The sequence below is a fragment of the Mesorhizobium sp. WSM4822 genome (assembly GCF_055811155.1).
In genome coordinates this window covers 21,381-41,245 of sequence record NZ_JBVVQM010000024.1, presented here as the reverse complement: position 1 = coordinate 41,245, position 19,865 = coordinate 21,381, and the positions used below count along the sequence as shown (strand labels likewise).

The following is a 19,865-nucleotide window of genomic DNA, read 5'->3' as shown; positions in this document are numbered from 1 at the left end:
GGGCAGTGTTCCGCTACATCCAGCTGCCGAAGATGAACCGCGTGCTTCTGATCGCGGTGCTGCTGCGCTTCATGGATTCATTCATGATCTACACCGAGCCGTTCGTCGTCACCGGCGGAGGTCCCGGCAATTCGACGACGTTCCTGTCGATAGACCTGGTCAAGATTGCCATCGGTCAGTTCGATCTCGGGCCGGCGGCCGCCATGTCGATCATCTACTTCCTGATCATCCTTCTGCTGTCTTGGGTGTTCTACACCGTCATGACCAATGTCGATGCGGAGCGCTGAGATGAGCGGCGCCAACGAAGGAACGACGAGGCAGGACCGAGTGCGTGAGACGGCGGGTTCGGACGGGCTCGCCAGCACCTTGTCGCAGGACCAGCTTGCGCGGCTGATGCGCCGGCGCGGCGAAGAATCCCGGTTCTGGTGGTTGGTGCCGACGATCTACATCATCTTTCTGATGCTGCCGATCTACTGGCTGGTCAATATGAGCTTCAAGACCAATCAGGAGATCCTGGGCGCGTTTTCGCTTTGGCCGAAGAGCCCGACCCTGGCCAACTACATCGTGATCTTCACCGACCCGTCCTGGTACAAGGGCTACATCAATTCGATCATCTATGTCGTCATGAACATGGTGATCTCGGTTTCGGTGGCGCTGCCGGCGGCCTATGCCTTTTCGCGCTACCGGTTCCTCGGCGACAAGCACCTCTTCTTCTGGCTGTTGACAAACCGCATGGCGCCGCCGGCAGTGTTCGCGCTGCCCTTCTTCCAGCTCTATTCGGCCTTCGGCCTGATCGACACGCATATCGCGGTGGCGCTGGCACACTGCCTGTTCAACGTGCCGCTGGCGGTGTGGATCCTCGAGGGTTTCATGTCCGGCGTGCCGAAGGAGATCGATGAGACCGCCTATATCGATGGCTACTCCTTCCCGCGCTTCTTCCTGAAAATCTTCATGCCGCTGATCGCCAGCGGCGTCGGCGTGGCCTGCTTCTTCTGCTTCATGTTCTCATGGGTCGAGCTGCTGATCGCGCGCACCTTGACCACGACCGCCGCCAAGCCGATCGCGGCGATCATGACGCGCACGGTCTCGGCCTCCGGGCTCGACTGGGGCGTGCTCGCCGCCGCCGGCGTGCTCACCATCCTTCCAGGCGCGCTCGTGATCTGGTTCGTCCGTAATTACATCGCCAAGGGCTTCGCCCTGGGGAGGGTATGACCATGAACCTCACCTGGATGGCATGGACGCTGCCAACGGCGATCTTTTTCATCACGATCCTGGTGCTGCTCTGTGGCATGGCGGTCTGGGAATACGCCTCGCCTGGCGGCAATCCCCGGGTCGGCGTCCTGCGCTTTGAGACGACGCGCGGCGACCGCCTCTTTGTTTCGCTGCTCGGCAGCGCCTTTATCCATCTCGCTTGGCTGGGTCTTGTCGGACCCAACCTGTGGTGGGCTCTCGCTCTCTCCGTAGTCTACGCCGTCGGCGTGTTCCGCTACGTATAGAGGGGGAAACTGTTGGAGCGACCGCGTGCCGACGACCGCTCCAGATGCACTTGAAACTGAAAAGTGGAGGAAACGAAATGCGAAGGCAATTTTTAACATCAACGACTGCGCTTGTCCTGCTCTGGGGAGCAGGCCAGGCCTATGCCGGAATGGACGAAGCCAAGACCTTCCTCGATACCGAAATCAAGGATTTGTCGACGCTCGATCGCGCCGGCCAGGAAGCCGAGATGCAATGGTTCATCGATGCGGCGAAGCCTTTCGCCGGGATGGACATCAAGGTGGTCTCCGAGACCATCGATACGCATAGCTATGAGTCCAAGGTTCTGGCGCCCGCTTTCACCGCGATCACCGGCATCAAGATCACCCACGACCTGATCGGCGAAGGCGATGTCGTCGAAAAGCTGCAGACGCAGATGCAGTCGGGCGAGAATATCTATGACGCCTACGTCAACGACTCCGACCTGATCGGCACGCACTGGCGCTACCAGCAGGCGCGCAGCCTGACCAAGTGGATGGCGAACGAGGGCAAGGACGTCACCAATCCCAACCTCGACCTCGCCGACTTCATCGGCACCAAGTTCACGACCGCTCCGGACGGCGACCTCTACCAGCTGCCCGACCAGCAGTTCGCGAACCTCTACTGGTTCCGCTATGACTGGTTCAACGACGAGAAGAACAAGGCCGATTTCAAGGCCAAGTACGGCTACGACCTCGGCGTTCCGGTCAACTGGTCGGCCTATGAGGACATCGCCGAGTTCTTCACCGGCCGCGAGATCGACGGCAAGAAGGTCTATGGCCACATGGACTACGGCAAGAAGGATCCGTCGCTCGGCTGGCGGTTCACCGATGCGTGGCTGTCCATGGCCGGCAATGGCGACAAGGGCCTGCCGAACGGTCTTCCGGTCGACGAATGGGGCATCAAGGTCAACGAGAAGTCGCAGCCTGTCGGCTCGTGCGTCGCGCGCGGCGGCGACACCAATGGCCCGGCTTCCGTGTATTCGATCCAGAAGTACCTGGATTGGCTGAAGGCTTATGCCCCGCCGGAAGCCCAGGGCATGACGTTCGGCGAATCCGGCCCCGTCCCGTCGCAGGGCACGGTCGCGCAGCAGATGTTCACTTACACCGCCTTCACCGCCTCCTTCGTCAAGGACGGGCTGCCGGTCGTGAACGCGGACGGCACGCCGAAATGGCGCTTTGCTCCCTCGCCGCATGGCGTCTACTGGAAGGACGGCATGAAGCTCGGCTACCAGGACGTGGGTTCATGGACGCTTCTCAAGTCCACGCCTGACGATCGCGCCAAGGCCGCCTGGCTCTATGCGCAGTTCGTGGTGTCGAAGACGGTCGACGTGAAGAAGAGCCATGTCGGCCTGACGCTCATCCGCGAGTCGACGATCCAGGACAAGAGCTTCACGGAACGCGCTCCGAAGCTCGGCGGCCTGATCGAATTCTACCGCTCGCCGGCCCGTGTTCAGTGGTCGCCGACCGGAACGAACGTTCCGGACTATCCGAAGCTGGCACAGCTCTGGTGGCAGGCGATCGGCGATGCGTCGTCGGGCGCCAAGACGGCGCAGGAGGCGATGGACTCGCTTTGCTCTGAGCAGGAAAAGGTCATGGAACGCCTGGAAAAGGCCGGCATCCAGGGCGACATCGGTCCGAAGATGGCCGAAGAGCATGACCTCGCCTACTGGAACGCCGACGCGGTCAAGAAGGGCAATCTCGCTCCTCAGCTGAAGATCGAGAACGAGAAGGAAAAGCCGGTCACCATCAATTACGACGAGCTGGTGAAGAGCTGGCAGAAGTAAGATTGTTCTAAGCGGGCGTCTGCGCCCGTATGACATTGGGGGAGGCGGCATCTTGCCGTCTCCCCTGTTTGTGTAAAAGACTAAGCGGGGAGGCATAATGACCGGATATATCCTTGCCATCGACCAGGGCACGACTTCGACCCGGGCGATCTTGTTCGACGGCGAGATGAAGGTCGCCGGCAGTGGGCAAAAGGAATTCGCCCAGCACTATCCGGCCTCCGGCTGGGTCGAGCACGATCCGGAAGATATCTGGGCGAGTGTGGTGTCGACCGTGAAGGCGGCGCTGAAGAAGGCCGGCCGGAATGCTTCCGACGTGGCCGCGATCGGCATCACCAATCAGCGCGAGACCGTCGTCATCTGGGACCGGGCGACCGGCAAGCCGATCCACAATGCGATCGTCTGGCAGGACCGGCGCACCGCGCCGCTGTGCCAGAAACTCAGGAAGCAGGGGTTGGAGAAAAAGTTCACCCGCAAGACCGGCCTGCTGCTCGATCCCTATTTTTCCGGCACCAAGATCGCCTGGATGTTGGACAAGGTGAAAGGCGCGAGAAAACGCGCCGAGAAGGGCGAATTGCTCGCCGGCACCATCGACAGCTTTTTGATCTGGCGGCTGACCGGCGGCAAGGTCCACGCCACGGACGCCACCAACGCCTCGCGCACGCTGGTCTACAACATCGCTGAGAATGCCTGGGACGACGAGCTGCTGTCGATCCTCAACATCCCGGTAGAAATGCTTCCAGAGGTGAAGGACTGCGCCGATGACTATGGAATCACGGAGAAAAATCTCTTTGGCGCCGAGATAAGAATCCTCGGTGTCGCCGGCGACCAGCATGCGGCAACCATCGGCCAAGCCTGCTTCGAGCCAGGCATGATGAAATCGACCTACGGCACCGGCTGTTTTGCGCTCCTCAACACAGGCAGCGACCTGGTGCGTTCGAAAAACCGGCTCTTGACCACTATTGCCTACCGGCTGAACGGCAAGACGACCTACGCGCTTGAGGGTTCGATCTTCATTGCCGGCGCCGCGGTCCAATGGCTGCGCGATGGCATCAAGGTGATCGGCAAGGCCGAACAAAGCGGCAAACTGGCTGATGAAGCCGATCCAACCCAAAACATCTACCTGGTGCCGGCCTTCGTCGGGCTCGGCGCGCCGCATTGGGACGCCGAGGCACGCGGCGCCATTTTCGGACTGACGCGCAATTCCGGCCCGGCGGAGTTTGCCCGCGCCGCGCTTGAATCTGTGGCCTACCAGACACGCGACCTGCTCGACGCCATGCGCAAGGACTGGAAGGGGGCTTCGGCCAAGACCGTGCTGCGGGTCGACGGCGGCATGGTGGCGTCGGACTGGACCATGCAGCGTCTGGCCGACATCCTCGATGCACCGGTCGACCGCCCGACCATTCTCGAGACGACCGCGCTCGGTGCAGCCTGGCTGGCCGGCTCGAAAGCTGGCGTTTGGCCGGATGCCAGGAAGTTCGCGAAGAGCTGGGCGCTGGAACGACGCTTCCAGCCGGACATGGATGGCTCCGTGCGCGTAGCCAAGCTCGCGGGTTGGCGCGATGCTGTGCGACGGACGTTGAGCGTGTCATAAAGAGCCATCAGTGGTGGGTGATGGGGCGCGAGGAATGCAGCCAGATTGGTATCCTGCTTGGCGCGACGAGGCTATCGAACAGCTGAAGGCCAAAAATGCACGCGCGAACAAGGAGTTTCGCCTCGGCGATTGCTCGCGCTATGACTACGACCTGACGGCCGGAACGCTTCTGTTCTCGCAAGACCGGGTCGCCAAGGTGGTCACCGAGATCCAGATTGTCGGCTCAACGAGCACCGAGGCCGGCAACTGGCTGTGGGCTTGGGCAAATTCAAGCCTGCCCAGCGAGCTCCTCAGCGATGCAAAGCTGGTTCGATCCTTCGGAGAGCAGAATGGCATTGACGAACTGGCCCAAGCCTATGCGACGGATGCGGACAATGCGCTGGAAGTGGTTGGTTGGGAACTCAGTGCGGTGATGGCCCGTATCTGCAATGGGTTGGGTATCTATCGTTGTCCCAACAGAGAGGACGGCGGTGGCTTTTATCTGATGCTCAAGAGCATCAACTGGGCAAGTTGACGGCAACTGTTCTCGTCCGGCCAATCGATCAAAAGCCCGCGCCGTTGCCGGCGCGAGCTCCACTCAACGTATCTCAGCTACTTAAACGCGCCTTGATCAGTAAGGCGAACGGCACTCCTTGCGAGGGCCGTAATTCGGCTGGAACGTGTTGTCCGAAGCACGGTAGCTGCGATAGCGGTCGTAGCACCACTGGACGTGGGCGTTGCCTCCGTAGACGCGGTTGTTCTCGTTGTTGATGATGGCACCGGTGATCAGCGCGCCAGTCGCGAACGCCGCGAGCGGGAACCAATAATCGCCGTGACGACGGTAGCCGGGGCGATATTCGCGATAGCCGCGATGGCCGTTCCAATACGCGCCGCGATTGCGGGAAAAATTACGGTCGCGCGAAAAACTGCGGTCACGCGAAAAATTGCGATTGTAGCGGTCCTTGCGCCATTCCCGGTACTGGACTGTCTGCACATCCGGCACCGCGACCTGGGATTGCGGCACATAGTTCGGTTGGGCGTTAACCGACACGGCCTCCGCCGCAACGAATGTGGCGGAGAGAGTGGCCGCCAGAAGGCTCGTTGTGATTCTGTTCATTGGTTTTCTCCTCGATGGTTTTGGCGGACGTCCCTGTGCCGGGAAAACGAGCGGCGCATACAATTGTTCCCCAGACTGGATGCCGCTGTCGGGCAGAAATGCCAGTGTTCCCTTGGCTGTTCTCCCACCGGTGGCGCGGCTGGCAAGTGTCGCGACAGGCCGAAGCCACCCGTGTTTGCGAGCTCTCTTTTTCCGGTTGACCGGTCGAGGCACTCTCCCTATGTTCCGCGCAATTTCGAGGGCCGCCTTTCGCCCGCGGGAGCGCGTAGCTCAGCCGGTAGAGCAACTGACTTTTAATCAGTAGGTCATGGGTTCGAATCCCATCGCGCTCACCAAATCCACGCGATAAACTGTCACCCATCTCTCGGGAAGGGCACACCACAACCGGTGGGGAAGCCGTCAACGCTTCCAGAAATCGCGGTGCGGTGCGAGCAACTCGTCGGCGATTTCGGGGAAGGGGCCAAAGACCTCGATCTTTTTCTGGCCGGAGTCGAGGACTGTGCGCGAAGAGAGGCTCATCGTCGGATTCTCCGCGTGATCTCCGGTGAGCGCCAGCAGCTCGGTCTCCTCGACCCCGTAAACCAGCCGCCCGATATTGGCCCAATACATCGTGCCGGCGCACATGGCGCACGGCTCGAAGGTTGAGACCAGCGTGCATTGCCACAGGAACTCCGGCTCATAGGCCGCCGCCGCGCGCCGGGCGAGCTCCGTCTCGGCATGGCGCACCGTGTCGAGATTGCCCTGCCGCATCAGCACGCGATCGTCCGGCCCGACCAGCACGCAACCGAACGGATGGTGCCCATGCGCCGCCGTGTCGCGCGCGACGGCATCGGCGGACCGCAGGTGGGCGAGCATCTGATCGCGGGTCATGGCAAGATCCTGTCATGCCGACATCCACCGATGAGCGGCTGAGCGAGATTGGTGCCAACGGACGCGAGTGGCAAGAGCCAACTTTTGCTTGAGACCTTTGCCTCGGGATATCAGACGTTTGCCCTACAATCGCCGGCCGGTCTTGGCGTCGAACAGATGAGCACAGGCGCGGCAAAGCGGAAAGCCGGCTGAAAAGGCCATCCTCGCCGAGCTTCTCGAAGGAGTTCGGCGGCGCGAAAATGCGAACAGCGTCAGACGGAAGGCTCCCCGAACACCAGCGAAACATTCCCTCCGGCATGGCGCTCGAGGCGGCCGGCGAGGTCGAGTTCCAGCAGCACCATGAACACCTGGGCCGGGTGCAGGCGGGTGTGGCGGATGATCTCGTCGACCGCCACTGGCGTCGGGCCGAGCGCCTCGACGACGCGGGCGCGGTCGCTTTCGCCGGGCGGTGGTGTGGCCGAGAAGTCGGGCGGCTCTTCGAACGGCGGCACGTCGGGCGCCCGCATGCCGGTCAGCGGAGCGATTGCCCGCGAAACGTCCGCTGCGTCGGTGACCAGGGTGGCGCCATCCTTGAGTAGGCCGTTGGTACCGGCGGCGCGTGGATCGAGCGGTGAGCCCGGCACGGCGAAGACCAGTCGGCCCATTTCGCCGGCAAGCCTGGCGCTGATCAGGGAGCCCGAGCGTTGCGCTGCCTCGACCACCACCAGCCCAAGGACCGCACCCGCGACAAGGCGGTTGCGGCGCGGGAAATCCTGGGCGCGCGGCTGCCAGCCGAAAGGCATCTCCGAAACGATAGCGCCGCGCTCGGCAATCTCGTCGCACAGGCGGGCATTTTCAGGCGGGTAAGGCAGGTCGAGACCGCCAGCCAGGACGCCGATCGTGCCGGTGGCCAGGCTGCCCTGATGCGCCGCCGTGTCGATGCCGCGCGCAAGGCCGGAGACGATTGCGTAGCCGTCGCGGCCGAGGTCGGCCGCCAGCATGCGTGCCATCTTGATGCCGGCCAGCGACGCGTTGCGTGCCCCAACGATGGCGACACCCGGCAGCCGGAAAACAGCTGCGTTGCCCTTTACCGCCAGCAACGGCGGCGGATGGTCCATGTTGCGCAATAGGGGTGGGTAGTCTGTTTCACCGATCCCGACAAAGCGGGCGCCGGCCTTTCCGGCTAATTCCAGTTCGGCCTCGGCTTCGGCAATGGAAGGGATGCGAGCGATCCGGATGGCGCCGCCTGAAATCATCAGTTCCGGCAATATTTCCAGCGCCACCTCGGCCGAACCGAAACGGTTGATGAGGTCGCGAAAGGATGCGGGGCCGACATTCTGGGTGCGGATCAGCCGCAGCCAGCTCAGCCGCTGCCGGTCGCTGAGACGCGGCCCGGCGGCCGGCCCACTCACCACGGCGGCAGGCTCGCTCACCCCCTGGCTCCGATCTTGCCCTCGGTGCCGGCGAGCAGGCGCGAAATGTTTTCCCGGTGCTTGATGAAAACGATGATGCTCATCAACACGAACAAGGCCGCATTCTGCGGTGTGCTCAGGACATAGAGGGCGATCGGCACGATGACCGCCGCTGTCAGCGCCGCCAGCGAGGAATAACGGAACAGGAATGCCATCACCAGCCAGGCTACGGCGAAGATCAGGGCCACCTGCCAGGCAAGGCCGATCAGCACGCCGAGATAGGTGGCGACGCCCTTGCCGCCCTTGAACCCGAGCCAGACCGGGAAGAGATGACCGAGAAAGGCGCCAAGACCGGCCCAGATCGCCAGGTCAGGCGCGAAATGGCCTGCTATCAGCACGGCGACCGTGCCCTTCAGCGCGTCGAGCAGCAGCGTCGCGGCGGCAAGGCCCTTGTTGCCAGTGCGCAGAACATTGGTGGCGCCGATATTGCCGGAGCCGATCTTGCGCACATCGCCAAGGCCAGCCGCGCGCGTCAGCAGGAGCCCGAACGGGATCGAGCCAAGCAGATAGCCGAGCACCAGCGCTGGGATGAGGCTGTAAGTCATTGTTTCCCCCGCATTTCCCCCTGACGAGCCGGATCACGCGCGGTGCGCGGTGGCCGGCTCAGACGGAGAACACTGTGCGGCCCGCAACCAGCGTTTGCAAGACCTTGCCTTGTAGCCGCGCGCCTTCGAAACAGGTGTTTTTCGAGCGCGAACGAATGCCGCTTTCGCTGACGATCCAGGGTTCGTCGAGGTCGACAAGCGCAAGATCGGCGACAGCGCCCGGCTTCAGCGTGCCGCCGGGCAGGCCGAACAGTTTTGCGGGAGCGGTGGACAGGGTCTCGATCAGCCGCAGCAACGGCACATCGCCATTGTGGTAGAGCCGCAGTGCGGCGCCCAGCAGCGTCTCCAACCCTATGGCGCCGGCCGCCGCATCGGCGAAGGGCAGGCGCTTGGTGTCGACATCCTGCGGATCGTGCGAGGAGACGATGATGTCGATCGTGCCGTCCCTGACCGCCTCGATCATCGCCAACCGGTCTTCCTCGGCGCGCAAAGGTGGGGTCAGACGGAAGAAGGTGCGGTATTCGCCGACATCGTTTTCATTGAGCGACAGATTGTGGATCGCCACGCCTGACGTCACCGTCGCCCCGTCGGCTTTCGCACGTGTGACGGCGTTTGCTGCCATCGCCGTCGAGATCTTTGCTGCATGGTACGAACCACGCGTCAGCCGCGCCAGGGCCAGATCGCGCTCCAGCGGGATGGATTCGGCTTCGCGCGGAATGCCGGAGAGGCCCAGCCAGCTGGCGTAGAGGCCCTCGTTCATCACGCCGGATGAACCGAGGTCCGCATCCTGCGTCTCGTGCACGATGGTGGCGCCGAAGTCGCGCGCATAGGTCAGCGCGCGGCGCATCACCAGCGCGCTCGATATGGTGTGGCGGCCATCGGTAAAGGCGACCGCGCCGGCTTCCCGCAGCAGGCCGAACTCGGTCATTTCGCGCCCGTCGAGGCCCTTGGTGATCGCCGCAGCAGGAAAGACGTTGACGATGGCCGTGTCCTTGGCGGTGCGCAGCACGAACTCGACCAGCGCCACATTGTCGATCACCGGGTCGGTGTCGGGCATCATGACGATGGAGGTGACGCCGCCGGCCGCCGCCGCGACACTTGCCGACGCGATGGTTTCGCGATGCTCGCCGCCCGGTTCGCCGATGAAGACGCGGCCGTCGATCAGGCCTGGAATGATCGCCTTGCCGGCGCAGTCGGCAACGGTGGCGCCCTCGGGCGCGCCCTGGTTTAGCGCCGCCTTGCCGGCGGCAACGATCTTGCGGCCGTCGACGACGACGGCGCCGACTTCGTCGATGCCGCGCGACGGGTCGATAATGCGGACGCGCTCGAAGACCGTTATGCTCATGCGCCGCGGCCTTCATGATTGCGGCGCGGATCGAGCAGCGCTTCCATGACGGCCATGCGCACGGCGACGCCCATTTCGACCTGTTCCTGGATGACGCTCTGCGGACCGTCGGCGATTTCCGAGGCGATCTCGACGCCGCGGTTCATCGGCCCGGGGTGCATCACCAGCGCATCGCCCTTGGCCGCCTTCAGTTTTTCCGCATCGAGGCCGAAATAGCGGAAATACTCGCGCACCGAAGGCACGAACGCGCCTTCCATGCGCTCGCGCTGCAGGCGCAGCATCATCACCACATCGGCGTCCTTGAGGCCCTCGGCCATCGAGCGGGTGACGATGACGCCCATCTTCTCGATGCCGGTGGGCAGAAGCGTCGACGGTGCGACGACGCGCACCTGCGCGCCGAGCGCGTTGAGCAGCATGATGTTGGAACGTGCCACGCGCGAATGCAGGATGTCGCCGCAGATTGCCACGATGAGCTTCGACAGCGGGCCCTTGGCGCGACGAATGGTCAGCGCATCGAGCAGCGCCTGTGTCGGGTGTTCATGCGCGCCGTCGCCGGCATTGACGACGGAGCAGCCGACCTTCTGCGCCAGAAGCGCGGCCGCACCGGCCGATTGGTGACGGATGATCAATATGTCGGGCCGCATCGCATTCAGCGTCATCGCCGTATCGATGAGCGTTTCGCCCTTCTTCACCGAAGAACTCGCAACCGACATGTTCATCACATCGGCGCCGAGCCGCTTTCCGGCCAACTCGAACGACGACTGCGTGCGCGTCGAGGCTTCATAAAAGAGGTTGATCTGTGTGCGGCCGCGCAGCGTCGAGGTTTTCTTCTCGGACTGCCGCGAGATCGCGACCGCTCGGTCCGCCCTGTCGAGCAACAGCTCGATATCGGCGGGGGAAAGGTCGCGGATGCCCAGAAGATGGCGATGAGGATAGGGGGACGAAGCGTCGGTCATCTCAAGGCGCTGCTATAGGGTGGAGACTTTGCGGCTGCAAGCGCCAGCTTTGCATTGCAGCCGTTCTCCTCAATTTTTTCGTATAGATGGCCGATTGTATCGGCCGGTATTTTCATCGCGCGCGCTGCATGGCTTGGCTATATCTAGCCGACAGCCTCGGATTCGTGGCTTTCTGACGATAGAAGGATTGGGCGTGACCGACGACGTGACGAACCAGCCGCCGCCGCTGACGGGCGGCAACGCCTGGCGGGGCGATCCGTTGCTGATCCAGCTCGCGGAGCGTTTTTCCGATCCGGTGCGCAAAGATCTCGACGGTCTCGGCCGCTTCGTGCTGACGCAGGAGGCGCAGGAACTGGCGCGCCTCGCCAATGTCGAGACGCCGAAGCTCAGGACGCATGATCGCCAGGGACGGCGCATCGACGTGGTCGAGTTCCATCCCGCCTATCACGCCTTGATGCGCCGCTCTGTGGCCAACGGGCTGCATTCCTCGGTGTGGGAGAACGGCGACACCGAGATCGGCCGCCGCCATCAAGTCCGTGCCGCCCGGTTTTATCTGACGGCGGAGCTGGAGACCGGGCATCTGTGCCCCATCACCATGACCAACGCTTCGCTGGCGGCCTTGATGGCCAGCCCGAAACTGTTTCGCGAATGGGCGCCGCGCGTGACGACGCGCAAATACGACCAGAGCCAGAAACCGCCGGTCGAGAAGACCGGGCTGACGCTCGGCATGGGCATGACCGAGAAGCAGGGCGGCACCGATGTGCGCGCCAATGTGACGAGGGCGGAACGCGCCGGCAGCGGTTTTTATCGTCTGACGGGGCACAAATGGTTCATGTCGGCGCCGATGTCGGATGCGTTCCTGGTGCTGGCGCAGGCGCCGGAGGGGCTGTCGTGCTTCCTCGTGCCGCGGGTTCTCGGTGATGGTTCGGGCAACGGCTTCCGCTTTCAGCGACTGAAGGACAAGCTCGGCAACCGTTCCAACGCCTCCTCCGAAGTCGAATTCGTCAATGCCATCGGCGAGATGGTCGGCGAACCCGGTGCCGGTGTGAAGACGATCATGGACATGGTCACCCTGACCCGGCTCGATTGTGCCATCGCCTCGTCGGCGATCATGCGCGCGGGCCTCGCCGAGGCCGTTCACCACGCCCGCCATCGCCAGGTGTTCGGTTCGACCCTGATCGAGCAGCCGTTGATGCAGCGCGTTCTGGCCGACATGGCGCTCGACGTCGCCGCCGCCACCGCGCTGTCGTTCCGGTTGGCGCGCTCCTTCGACGAGGCGGCCAGCGATCGCGGCGAGGCGGCGTTTGCCCGGGCCATGACGCCGGTCGTCAAATACTGGGTCTGCAAGATCGCGCCCCCGCTGCTCTATGAGGCGATGGAGTGCCTAGGCGGCAACGGCTACGTCGAGGAGGCGCCACTCGCCCGCTACTATCGCGAGGCCCCGGTCAACGCGATCTGGGAAGGCTCGGGCAATGTCATGGCGCTTGATGTGCTGCGCGTGCTCGGCCGTGCGCCCGGCCTGTTCGAGGATGTGCTGGCCGGCATCGACCGTGATCTCGGCGCCGGCGGACGCGGCACGATCGGCGTTCTGAAGGCGGCGATGCAGGTTGCTTCAACCGACGAAGGTTCGGCCCGGCTGCTGACCGAGCAGCTGGCACTGTCGGCTGCGGCGGCGGAATTGCGCCGTTTGGGGGCCGGGCGGATCGCCGACGCTTTCGTCGAGACGCGTTTGGCCGGCCAATGGCGCAACACCTATGGCATGGTCGACTCGCGCCACGATGCACGCATGATCATCGACACGCTCTATCCGCCGGTGAACTGAGCGGCGAGCATCGCAAAAACCGGCGCCATCCACAGTTTTGACGCGTTGGCGGGCATCCTCACGCGTATGGCTGATCACCGTTAACCTTAACAAATGGTTTCCGTTGCGATGGCGGACGGCAAGGCCCACTGTCCCGGCGCGAGCAGGGAATGGTTCAGATTGGCCGTCTCTTGCTTTGCGAAGCAGGAACACCGATGCGACAGGTACTGACCTCTTTTCTGGCCTTGCACTGGGCGATTGTTTTCGCCCTGCTTGCGCTCATCTGCATCGACGGAAACCGCGGTGTGGCGGCGGCACTCGGCGTGCTGGGCACCACAATCGAGGGTACCCGCTTCGTCGACCTCGACAATTTCGTTGTCGTGGCGCCGCTCGCCACCGCATTGCTTGTCGTCGCGGTTCTGTTTTTCTGGGCCTTTGTCGAAGCCCTGGTCAACGACGCGACCAGTCCCGGCGCCGACAGCGTCGCCCGCATCGCCTTCATCAGCGCGTCCGGCATGTTGTCGCTGATCGTCATCGGAGGTGCCGCGCAAGGCATCAACGGGCTGTTCATGGCAGTTGCCGTGCAGCTGACGGCACTTCTGGCGTCCTACGTCGCCATGCTTGCCGAGCGGCGGTCCGTGGTTGCGGCAGCGGCTTCCGGCGAAAGCGAGATCCATGCCGTCGCGCATGACATGGCAAAAGCCGCGGCTCACAATTCGCTGCTCTCACTCATATCAGGCCGAACGGTCTCCAAGACCGGCTCCAATCACAGGGGAGGCCGCTGATGCGTTACATCTTCGGGTTCTGGGCGGCGCCGATGGCGATTTTCTGGGGCTGGTTCTATCTGTCGGCCAATGACATCAATTTCGGCTACACGATGCTCAGCCGACAGATGCACGACTTCTTCTTCCAGCTCTATGGTCAGATGCTCGGCATCGATCCGGCGATCATTCCCGGCATGGTGGCGAAGACGTGCGTCTTCGACGGGTTGCTGCTGATGGCGCTTTGGGCTTTCCGCCGTCGCCGCGAAATCGCCGGCTGGGTCAAACAGCGGTGGGCGGGTCCGGTTCCGTTCGAGCGGATGCGTGGAGCGACTGAAGCCGGTCCAAAACTCCCTGCAGAATAAACGCGGCTGCCGCCGAATCGATCTTGCCGGCGCGCTTGCGGCGCGAGAAATCCATCTCGATCAGCGTCCTTTCGGCCGCGACCGTCGATAGTCTCTCATCCCAGAGCACGAAGGGCAGGTCGCTCATCTGGGCCATGTTGCGAACGAAGGCGCGCGATTTCTGCGCACGCGGACCTTCCGAACCGTCCATGTTGATCGGCAGCCCAATCACCACCGCGCCGGCATTCTCCTTATGCAGCAAGGCGAGCAGCACCGCCGCATCGAGCGAGAATTTCCTTCGCATGATGACCGGGCGCGGATGGGCGAAGGAAAATCTCTGGTCCGAGACCGCGACGCCGATCGTCTTGTCGCCGAGGTCAAGTCCCGCCAGCGTCTTGCCGCCGGTCAGCCGCGCCGGCAATTCCTCGATCGTGATAATGCCCACCGGCCGTCCTTCGCATTTCACCACCACGTGTTTTGTCAAACGCGTGGTGGACACAGTAACCCTTTGATCTCGGGGCCGTCGGCGTTCTATCCTTTGGCAAGATAAAAATCGAGGAATGCATTCATGAAACTGACCTGGTACGGCCACTCGGCCTTTCGCATCGAGACCGCTGATGCCAAGATCCTCATCGATCCCTATCTGATCGGCAATCCGTCCTGGACGGGCGGCTGGGAGGGACCGGCGGAGGGAATCACGCATGTACTGCTGACGCATGGCCACAGCGACCACATCAGCGGCGCGCTGGAAGTGCTTGGCAAAAGCGGCGCCCAGCTAGTCGCCAATTTCGAGATCTGCATGTACCTGGTCGGCAAGGGCGCCAGCGACAAGAAGATCAACCCGGGCAACATCGGCGGCACCGTCGATTGCGGCGGCTTCACCACCACTTTCGTCCAGGCGCTGCATTCATCCTCGTTCCCCGGCGAAGGTGGCCAGAACACCTATCTCGGCAATCCCGGCGGCCTCGTCCTGCATTTCCCGGAAGACAAGACGCTCTACCACATGGGCGACACCGACATCTTTTCCGACATGGCGCTGATCAACGAGCTGCACGAGCCGAAGATCGGCCTGGTGCCGATCGGCGACCGCTTCACCATGGGCGGCGCGGTGGCCGCACTTGCCTGCCGGCGCTTCTTCAAGTTCGACACCGTGGTTCCCTGTCACTTCGGCACCTTTCCGATGATCGACCCGACCGCCGACAAGTTCGAGGCCGGCCTGGAAGGATCCGGCATCAAGGTGGCTTTGCCCAAGATTGGCGAGACGATTACGATTTAGAAGCAGCCAAAATGGAATAAAACCATGGCTTTGAGGCAATCTTTTTGCGTTTCCATACTGGTCGCGGCGTCGCCCGCGCTCGCCGCGGATGATTTCATCGAAGGCGTCTACCTTCAGTCCGAGGAGCTTTGCAAACAGGCCAAGAAGGACACGCTGCAAACGCTGATCGACGCCGGCAACATCGTGCTTTCGGCATACGGCCTGCAAAGCGTCGAGTACAATTGCGAGTTTCTGCAGATCAGCAAGGCGACGGCTTCGCCGAGCTGGGCGGTGACGGCCATCTGCCAGGAACCGGGTTATGTCTTTCCCGACGTTCTCTCGGTGACGCAAATGAACGCGAAGCAGATCGATCTCGTGTCGGTTCGGCCCGTCGACGACGAAAGCGAAGCAAGCGGCAACAGCGGCAGCTACTATCTGTGCGAAGGCGTTGCCCTGCCATAGACGTATTCTGAGAGCCGATGAGCGGGCCGTCGGCACAGCCTGGTCTCTCGCACGATGGATGTTGCGCAGCGCGCGCGGCGCCGCTATAGCCCGAACTGGTTTTCCCCGAGGCAAAAACATGTCCGTAGATCTTCAGACAGTGAAGCGCGTCGCGCATCTCGCCCGCATTGCGGTGAGCGAAGAAGATGCCGAACGGATGACCGGCGAGCTGAATGCCATTTTGGGCTTCGTCGAGCAGCTGAACGAGGTCGATGTTTCCGGTGTCGAGCCAATGACCTCGGTGACGCCGATGGACATGAAGAAGCGCAGCGATGTCGTCACCGACGGCGGCAAGGCGGCCGACATCGTCGTCAACGCGCCGGCGACCGAAGAGAATTTCTTCCTCGTGCCGAAGGTCGTGGAGTAAGTCCGCCGATGGCAATCGAGATCGCCATTGAGACGCCGCTCCAGGACGACCTGCGCGGGCTGGTCACCGAACTCAACGAGACCTTGCTCGAACTGACGCCGCCGGAGCATTGCTACCATTTGACGGTTGAGCAGATGGCCGGTCAGGACACGACGGTTTTCATCGCCCGAGATAAAGGCCTGGCCATTGGCTGCGGCGCGCTGAAGCGTCATGACGGCGCCATTGGCGAGGTCAAGCGCATGTATATCAGGCCGTCGCATCGCGGCCAGAAGATCGGCGCGAAAATCGTCGAGCGGGTCGAGGCGCTGGCGCGCAACGAGGGACTGAAGCGACTGGTGCTGGAGACGGGCGATCGTCATCCCGCGGCGTGGACAGTCTACGAACGCGCCGGGTTTTCGCGTTGCGGCCCGGTGCTGGATTATCCCGATTCTGAGTGGTCGGTGTTTTACGAAAAGAGCCTTTGATGAGCGACCTGACCCAGCTGACGATTTCACAGGCCCGCGCCAAGCTGCGCGGCAAGGAAATCACCGCGACCGAGATCACCGAGGCCTATCTCGGCGCTATCGAGCGCGCCAATCCGGCGCTCAATGCCTATGTCGCCGTGACCGGCGACAAGGCGCGCGACATGGCCAAGGCGTCCGACGCCAGGCTGGTCAAGGGCGAGGGCGGTGCGCTGGAAGGCATTCCGTTGGGGATCAAGGACCTGTTCGGCACCGAAGGCGTCCACACGCAGGCTTGCAGCCATGTGCTCGACGGGTTCAAGCCGCGCTACGAGTCGACCGTTACGTCAAATCTGTGGGCCGACGGCGCCGTTATGCTCGGCAAGCTCAACATGGACGAGTTCGCCATGGGTTCGTCCAACGAGACGTCCTACTATGGTCCGGTCATCAATCCGTGGCGGCGCTCGCGCCTCGATACTGCGGTGATGCCGACGACGCATCAGGGCGACGGCGGCTTCGTCTCGGCCGGCGGCACGAGGACCGTGCGCAGCCTGGACAATGCGCAGTTGGTGCCGGGTGGCTCTTCTGGCGGGTCGGCCACGGCAGTCTCCGCCTTCCTGTGCGCCGGCGCGACCGCGACGGATACTGGCGGCTCGATCCGCCAGCCGGCCGCCTTCACCGGGACGGTCGGCATCAAGCCGACCTATGGCCGCTGCTCGCGCTGGGGTATCGTCGCGTTCGCCTCGTCGCTCGATCAGGCCGGCCCGATCGCGCGCGACGTACGCGATGCCGCGATCCTGTTGCAGTCGATGGCCTCGGTCGATCCGAAGGACACGACGTCGGTCGACCGGCCGGTGCCGGACTATGAGGCCGCGATCGGCAAGCCGATCAAGGGCATGAAGGTCGGCATTCCCAGGGAATACCGCGTCGACGGCATGCCCGAAGAGATCGAGGCGCTGTGGCAGAAGGGCATTGCCTGGCTGAAGGACGCCGGCGCCGAGATTGTCGACATTTCCCTCCCGCACACCAAATACGCGCTGCCCGCCTATTACATCGTGGCGCCCGCCGAGGCTTCGTCCAACCTCGCCCGCTATGATGGCGTCCGCTACGGCTTGCGCGTGCCGGGCAAGGATATCGTCGACATGTATGAGAAGACCCGCGCCGCCGGTTTCGGCCGCGAGGTCAAGCGCCGCATCATGATCGGCACCTATGTGCTGTCGGCCGGCTACTACGACGCCTACTATCTGCAGGCGCAGAAGGTGCGCAATCTGATCAAGCGGGATTTCGAGACGGTCTTCGCCGCCGGCGTCGATGTCATCCTGACCCCGGCAACGCCGTCCGCCGCCTTCGGCGTCGCCGATGAGGACATGGCTGCCGATCCGGTCAAGATGTACCTCAACGACATCTTCACCGTCACGGTGAACATGGCCGGCCTGCCGGGCATCGCCGTGCCCGCCGGGCTCGACGCCAAGGGCCTGCCGCTCGGGCTGCAGCTGATCGGTCGGCCGTTCGACGAGGAAACCCTGTTCCAGACCGCCGCCGTCATCGAGCAGGCCGCAGGCACGTTCCAGCCGGAGAAGTGGTGGTAGGGACGTCGCTCGTCTAGCGGATGCCCTGAAAGTCGGAATCGATTTTCGGAAGGATGCTGCGCAAAATCAAAGTGTTAGCGTCCTTTGAGCGCCCACGCCCGCGCGGCGCTGCAATGGGGTGAGCGATGTTCTTCTACCTGTCCAAGATATTCTGGTTCTTCATCCAGCCGCTGAACCTGGCGATCTTCCTGCTGCTGGCGGGATTGCTCGCGGCCATGATAGGGCGCCGGCGGCTGGCGGCCACCGGCAGCGTGCTGGCATTTCTGGTCCTTGCGTTGTCGGCGTGGACGTCGCTCGGCGCCATGATGCTCAATCCGCTGGAAGAGCGCTTCGCGCGCCCGCCGCTGCCGGCAAAGGTCGACGGCATCGTCGTGCTCGGCGGCGGCTTTGAGGGCGCCATCAATCTGGCGCGCGGCGGCTATGAGTTGAACAGCAGCGGCGATCGGATGGTCGAGACCGCAGTTCTGGCCCGGCGCTTTCCCACCGCCAAGGTGGTCGTCTCCGGCGGCACCGGCGCGTTGTTTCTCGATGGCGAGGGCGATGCCGCAACCGCGCCGCGCCTGCTCACCGCGCTTGGCGTGGCCGCCGATCGTCTGATCCTGGAGAACAAATCCCGCAACACCTATGAGAACGCGGTCTTCACCAAGGAGTTGGTCACGCCGAAGCCCGGCGAGACCTGGCTGCTCGTGACCTCAGCCTTCCATATGCCGCGCGCCAAGGCGCTGTTCGACAAGGCTGGCTTCGCCACCGTTCCCTGGCCGGTCGACTATCGCACCTCGGGCAAAGAAGGCATCGGGCTGTTCCGCGATAATCCGGCCGACTCACTGCAGGCCACCACCATGGCCATCCGCGAATGGATCGGGCTTTTTGCCTATTGGCTGTCTGGCCGGATCGATCAGCCTTTTCCAGGCGGCTGACCGATCACCGCCTGCCTGGCGGCCGAGAAGAACTGGCGCCGCACCAGAACGGCCAGCAGCAACAGCGTCGACAACACGAACACCATGGGGTCGACGAACCAGCCGAGATAACCGATCGAGAAGAACACCCCGCGCAGGCCGGAGTTGAAGTGCTTTCCGGCCAGCATGTTCATTTGCGCCGCACGCCACACCGCCGTTTCGGTGACCGGATTGCGTGAGGCTTCGCCATGCGGGATCGGCACGGCGCCGATCAGGATCGTGCAATAGTTGAACAGCCGGTACGCCCAGCCGAATTTGAAGAACGAAAACGCCAGGATCAGCACCAGTCCGAACACCTTTATCTGAAAAGCCGCGCGCGACGGCGCGCCACCCAAGGGCAGGTCGCTGAGCACTTCAAGAACCCGGTCGGACGCGCCGAGCAAGGCAAAGCAGCCGCCGATCGCGATCAGCGAGCTGGAGGCGAAGAAGGCGGTGCCTTGCTGCAGCCCGCTCATAATGGCGGTGTCGACGATGCGGATCTCGCGCTCGGCCATGGTCCGCATCCAGGCTTGCCGCTGTGCATTCATCGCCGTCGTCAGCGACATGCGGCTGACCAGCTTGCCGTCGGAGGCGAACGTGTGCAGCAGCCACGCGACGAGGAAGAAGGCCAGCGCCGCGAGATCGGCTGTCGAAAGATCGAGGGAATCGCCCATGGACTGAATTTATCACATTCAGCGCAATCGCTTCGATGTCCGCATA

The 19,865-nt window shown here is 63.1% G+C and carries 22 protein-coding genes, 1 tRNA gene and 1 pseudogene; 16 read left to right on the top strand and 8 right to left on the bottom strand.

The genetic code is table 11. The features are described from left to right. The 6 genes and pseudogenes from AC0L3E_RS32570 to AC0L3E_RS32545 all read left to right on the top strand — a co-directional run. Nucleotides 1-287, top strand: a pseudogene (locus AC0L3E_RS32570) (sugar ABC transporter permease); the annotation flags it as partial. A 1-nt stretch (nt 288) separates the two neighbouring features. Continuing rightward, a complete protein-coding gene (locus tag AC0L3E_RS32565) occupies nt 289-1,212 on the top strand; it encodes a carbohydrate ABC transporter permease (RefSeq protein WP_128309051.1) in 924 nt (307 codons plus the stop codon). A gap of 2 nt (nt 1,213-1,214) precedes the next feature. Next, nucleotides 1,215-1,496, top strand: coding sequence for a DUF2160 domain-containing protein (locus AC0L3E_RS32560; protein WP_127269597.1), 282 nt, complete (start codon nt 1,215-1,217; stop codon nt 1,494-1,496). A gap of 77 nt (nt 1,497-1,573) precedes the next feature. Continuing rightward, nucleotides 1,574-3,298 carry an ABC transporter substrate-binding protein gene (locus AC0L3E_RS32555; protein ID WP_473606618.1) on the top strand — a complete coding sequence of 575 codons (1,725 nt, stop codon included), beginning with the start codon at nt 1,574-1,576 and terminating at the stop codon, nt 3,296-3,298. Nucleotides 3,299-3,395: 97 nt separating this feature from the next. Beyond that, a complete protein-coding gene (glpK, locus tag AC0L3E_RS32550) occupies nt 3,396-4,889 on the top strand; it encodes a glycerol kinase GlpK (RefSeq protein ID WP_128309050.1) in 1,494 nt (497 codons plus the stop codon). A 34-nt stretch (nt 4,890-4,923) separates the two neighbouring features. After that, a complete protein-coding gene (locus AC0L3E_RS32545) occupies nt 4,924-5,403 on the top strand; it encodes a DUF6882 domain-containing protein (protein ID WP_128309049.1) in 480 nt (159 codons plus the stop codon). A gap of 96 nt (nt 5,404-5,499) precedes the next feature. Here the strand turns inward: AC0L3E_RS32545 and AC0L3E_RS32540 are convergent, their stop codons facing one another. Then, nucleotides 5,500-5,985: a BA14K family protein gene (locus AC0L3E_RS32540; protein WP_292699907.1), complete on the bottom strand. Its 486-nt coding sequence runs from the start codon at nt 5,983-5,985 to the stop codon at nt 5,500-5,502. Nucleotides 5,986-6,244: 259 nt separating this feature from the next. Here AC0L3E_RS32540 and AC0L3E_RS32535 point away from each other — a divergent pair. Then, nucleotides 6,245-6,320, top strand: a tRNA-Lys gene (locus AC0L3E_RS32535). A 64-nt stretch (nt 6,321-6,384) separates the two neighbouring features. Here AC0L3E_RS32535 and AC0L3E_RS32530 read toward each other — a convergent pair. From AC0L3E_RS32530 to AC0L3E_RS32510, 5 genes are all read right to left on the bottom strand, one after another. Continuing rightward, a complete protein-coding gene (locus AC0L3E_RS32530) occupies nt 6,385-6,855 on the bottom strand; it encodes a nucleoside deaminase (protein ID WP_127322545.1) in 471 nt (156 codons plus the stop codon). Nucleotides 6,856-7,106: 251 nt separating this feature from the next. Beyond that, nucleotides 7,107-8,246 carry a DNA-processing protein DprA gene (gene dprA, locus AC0L3E_RS32525; RefSeq protein ID WP_473606619.1) on the bottom strand — a complete coding sequence of 380 codons (1,140 nt, stop codon included), beginning with the start codon at nt 8,244-8,246 and terminating at the stop codon, nt 7,107-7,109. A gap of 17 nt (nt 8,247-8,263) precedes the next feature. Further along, nucleotides 8,264-8,851 (bottom strand): glycerol-3-phosphate 1-O-acyltransferase PlsY, encoded by a 588-nt coding sequence (gene plsY / locus AC0L3E_RS32520; protein WP_473606616.1) that lies wholly within the window; start codon nt 8,849-8,851, stop codon nt 8,264-8,266. Nucleotides 8,852-8,909: 58 nt separating this feature from the next. Next, complete coding sequence (locus AC0L3E_RS32515; RefSeq protein WP_473606615.1) at nt 8,910-10,196, bottom strand: dihydroorotase; 1,287 nt, start codon at nt 10,194-10,196, stop codon at nt 8,910-8,912. Beyond that, nucleotides 10,193-11,152 (bottom strand): aspartate carbamoyltransferase catalytic subunit, encoded by a 960-nt coding sequence (locus tag AC0L3E_RS32510; protein ID WP_127327334.1) that lies wholly within the window; start codon nt 11,150-11,152, stop codon nt 10,193-10,195. Before AC0L3E_RS32510 ends, AC0L3E_RS32515 begins: the two co-directional genes overlap by 4 nt. A 193-nt stretch (nt 11,153-11,345) precedes the next feature. Between AC0L3E_RS32510 and AC0L3E_RS32505 the strand changes: the two genes are divergently transcribed. From AC0L3E_RS32505 to AC0L3E_RS32495, 3 genes are all read left to right on the top strand, one after another. After that, nucleotides 11,346-12,974, top strand: a complete 1,629-nt coding sequence (locus AC0L3E_RS32505; RefSeq protein WP_127327335.1) for a DNA alkylation response protein — start codon at nt 11,346-11,348, stop codon at nt 12,972-12,974. A gap of 194 nt (nt 12,975-13,168) precedes the next feature. Continuing rightward, the gene (locus AC0L3E_RS32500) at nt 13,169-13,738 is read left to right on the top strand and encodes a hypothetical protein (RefSeq protein ID WP_127269521.1); all 570 of its coding nucleotides are present in this window, start codon (nt 13,169-13,171) and stop codon (nt 13,736-13,738) included. Next, nucleotides 13,738-14,079, top strand: a complete 342-nt coding sequence (locus AC0L3E_RS32495) for a DUF6105 family protein (RefSeq protein WP_127272493.1) — start codon at nt 13,738-13,740, stop codon at nt 14,077-14,079. The genes AC0L3E_RS32500 and AC0L3E_RS32495 overlap by 1 nt, the downstream gene beginning before the upstream one ends. Here the strand turns inward: AC0L3E_RS32495 and ruvX are convergent. Further along, nucleotides 13,997-14,503: a Holliday junction resolvase RuvX gene (ruvX, locus tag AC0L3E_RS32490; RefSeq protein WP_127321158.1), complete on the bottom strand. Its 507-nt coding sequence runs from the start codon at nt 14,501-14,503 to the stop codon at nt 13,997-13,999. The two genes, AC0L3E_RS32495 and ruvX, sit on opposite strands and share 83 nt — an antisense overlap. Nucleotides 14,504-14,626: 123 nt before the next feature. Between ruvX and AC0L3E_RS32485 the strand changes: the two genes are divergently transcribed. The 6 genes from AC0L3E_RS32485 (at nt 14,627) to AC0L3E_RS32460 (ending at nt 19,127) form a co-directional block, all read left to right on the top strand. Next, nucleotides 14,627-15,334 (top strand): metal-dependent hydrolase, encoded by a 708-nt coding sequence (locus AC0L3E_RS32485; RefSeq protein WP_127396976.1) that lies wholly within the window; start codon nt 14,627-14,629, stop codon nt 15,332-15,334. A gap of 24 nt (nt 15,335-15,358) precedes the next feature. Beyond that, nucleotides 15,359-15,775, top strand: a complete 417-nt coding sequence (locus AC0L3E_RS32480; protein ID WP_127321156.1) for a hypothetical protein — start codon at nt 15,359-15,361, stop codon at nt 15,773-15,775. Nucleotides 15,776-15,893: 118 nt separating this feature from the next. Next, complete coding sequence (gene gatC / locus AC0L3E_RS32475; protein ID WP_127272494.1) at nt 15,894-16,181, top strand: Asp-tRNA(Asn)/Glu-tRNA(Gln) amidotransferase subunit GatC; 288 nt, start codon at nt 15,894-15,896, stop codon at nt 16,179-16,181. A gap of 8 nt (nt 16,182-16,189) precedes the next feature. Next, entirely contained in the window at nt 16,190-16,645 is a 456-nt protein-coding gene (locus tag AC0L3E_RS32470; RefSeq protein WP_127271852.1) for a GNAT family N-acetyltransferase, read from the top strand. Then, on the top strand, nt 16,645-18,210 hold the full coding sequence (locus tag AC0L3E_RS32465) for an amidase (RefSeq protein ID WP_127321155.1): 1,566 nt from the start codon (nt 16,645-16,647) through the stop codon (nt 18,208-18,210). Before AC0L3E_RS32470 ends, AC0L3E_RS32465 begins: the two co-directional genes overlap by 1 nt. A gap of 125 nt (nt 18,211-18,335) precedes the next feature. Further along, nucleotides 18,336-19,127, top strand: a complete 792-nt coding sequence (locus AC0L3E_RS32460; protein ID WP_023812955.1) for a YdcF family protein — start codon at nt 18,336-18,338, stop codon at nt 19,125-19,127. Here AC0L3E_RS32460 and AC0L3E_RS32455 read toward each other — a convergent pair. After that, the gene (locus AC0L3E_RS32455; RefSeq protein ID WP_027161543.1) at nt 19,106-19,819 is read right to left on the bottom strand and encodes a DUF599 domain-containing protein; all 714 of its coding nucleotides are present in this window, start codon (nt 19,817-19,819) and stop codon (nt 19,106-19,108) included. The two genes, AC0L3E_RS32460 and AC0L3E_RS32455, sit on opposite strands and share 22 nt — an antisense overlap. Between the last annotated feature and the right edge of the window lie 46 nt (nt 19,820-19,865).

Bases quoted from the DNA above. Each gene is read 5' to 3' on its own strand.
- plsY (WP_473606616.1), bottom strand. From the start codon at position 8,851: ATGACTTACAGCCTCATCCCAGCGCTGGTGCTCGGCTATCTGCTTGGC.
- AC0L3E_RS32460 (WP_023812955.1), top strand. From the start codon at position 18,336: ATGTTCTTCTACCTGTCCAAGATATTCTGGTTCTTCATCCAGCCGCTG.
- AC0L3E_RS32565 (WP_128309051.1), top strand. From the start codon at position 289: ATGAGCGGCGCCAACGAAGGAACGACGAGGCAGGACCGAGTGCGTGAG.
- AC0L3E_RS32500 (WP_127269521.1), top strand. From the start codon at position 13,169: ATGCGACAGGTACTGACCTCTTTTCTGGCCTTGCACTGGGCGATTGTT.
- AC0L3E_RS32530 (WP_127322545.1), bottom strand. From the start codon at position 6,855: ATGACCCGCGATCAGATGCTCGCCCACCTGCGGTCCGCCGATGCCGTC.
- AC0L3E_RS32555 (WP_473606618.1), top strand. From the start codon at position 1,574: ATGCGAAGGCAATTTTTAACATCAACGACTGCGCTTGTCCTGCTCTGG.
- AC0L3E_RS32465 (WP_127321155.1), top strand. From the start codon at position 16,645: ATGAGCGACCTGACCCAGCTGACGATTTCACAGGCCCGCGCCAAGCTG.
- AC0L3E_RS32455 (WP_027161543.1), bottom strand. From the start codon at position 19,819: ATGGGCGATTCCCTCGATCTTTCGACAGCCGATCTCGCGGCGCTGGCC.
- AC0L3E_RS32495 (WP_127272493.1), top strand. From the start codon at position 13,738: ATGCGTTACATCTTCGGGTTCTGGGCGGCGCCGATGGCGATTTTCTGG.
- AC0L3E_RS32485 (WP_127396976.1), top strand. From the start codon at position 14,627: ATGAAACTGACCTGGTACGGCCACTCGGCCTTTCGCATCGAGACCGCT.
- AC0L3E_RS32540 (WP_292699907.1), bottom strand. From the start codon at position 5,985: ATGAACAGAATCACAACGAGCCTTCTGGCGGCCACTCTCTCCGCCACA.
- AC0L3E_RS32510 (WP_127327334.1), bottom strand. From the start codon at position 11,152: ATGACCGACGCTTCGTCCCCCTATCCTCATCGCCATCTTCTGGGCATC.
- AC0L3E_RS32545 (WP_128309049.1), top strand. From the start codon at position 4,924: ATGCAGCCAGATTGGTATCCTGCTTGGCGCGACGAGGCTATCGAACAG.
- glpK (WP_128309050.1), top strand. From the start codon at position 3,396: ATGACCGGATATATCCTTGCCATCGACCAGGGCACGACTTCGACCCGG.
- AC0L3E_RS32470 (WP_127271852.1), top strand. From the start codon at position 16,190: ATGGCAATCGAGATCGCCATTGAGACGCCGCTCCAGGACGACCTGCGC.
- AC0L3E_RS32515 (WP_473606615.1), bottom strand. From the start codon at position 10,196: ATGAGCATAACGGTCTTCGAGCGCGTCCGCATTATCGACCCGTCGCGC.
- gatC (WP_127272494.1), top strand. From the start codon at position 15,894: ATGTCCGTAGATCTTCAGACAGTGAAGCGCGTCGCGCATCTCGCCCGC.
- AC0L3E_RS32560 (WP_127269597.1), top strand. From the start codon at position 1,215: ATGAACCTCACCTGGATGGCATGGACGCTGCCAACGGCGATCTTTTTC.
- AC0L3E_RS32480 (WP_127321156.1), top strand. From the start codon at position 15,359: ATGGCTTTGAGGCAATCTTTTTGCGTTTCCATACTGGTCGCGGCGTCG.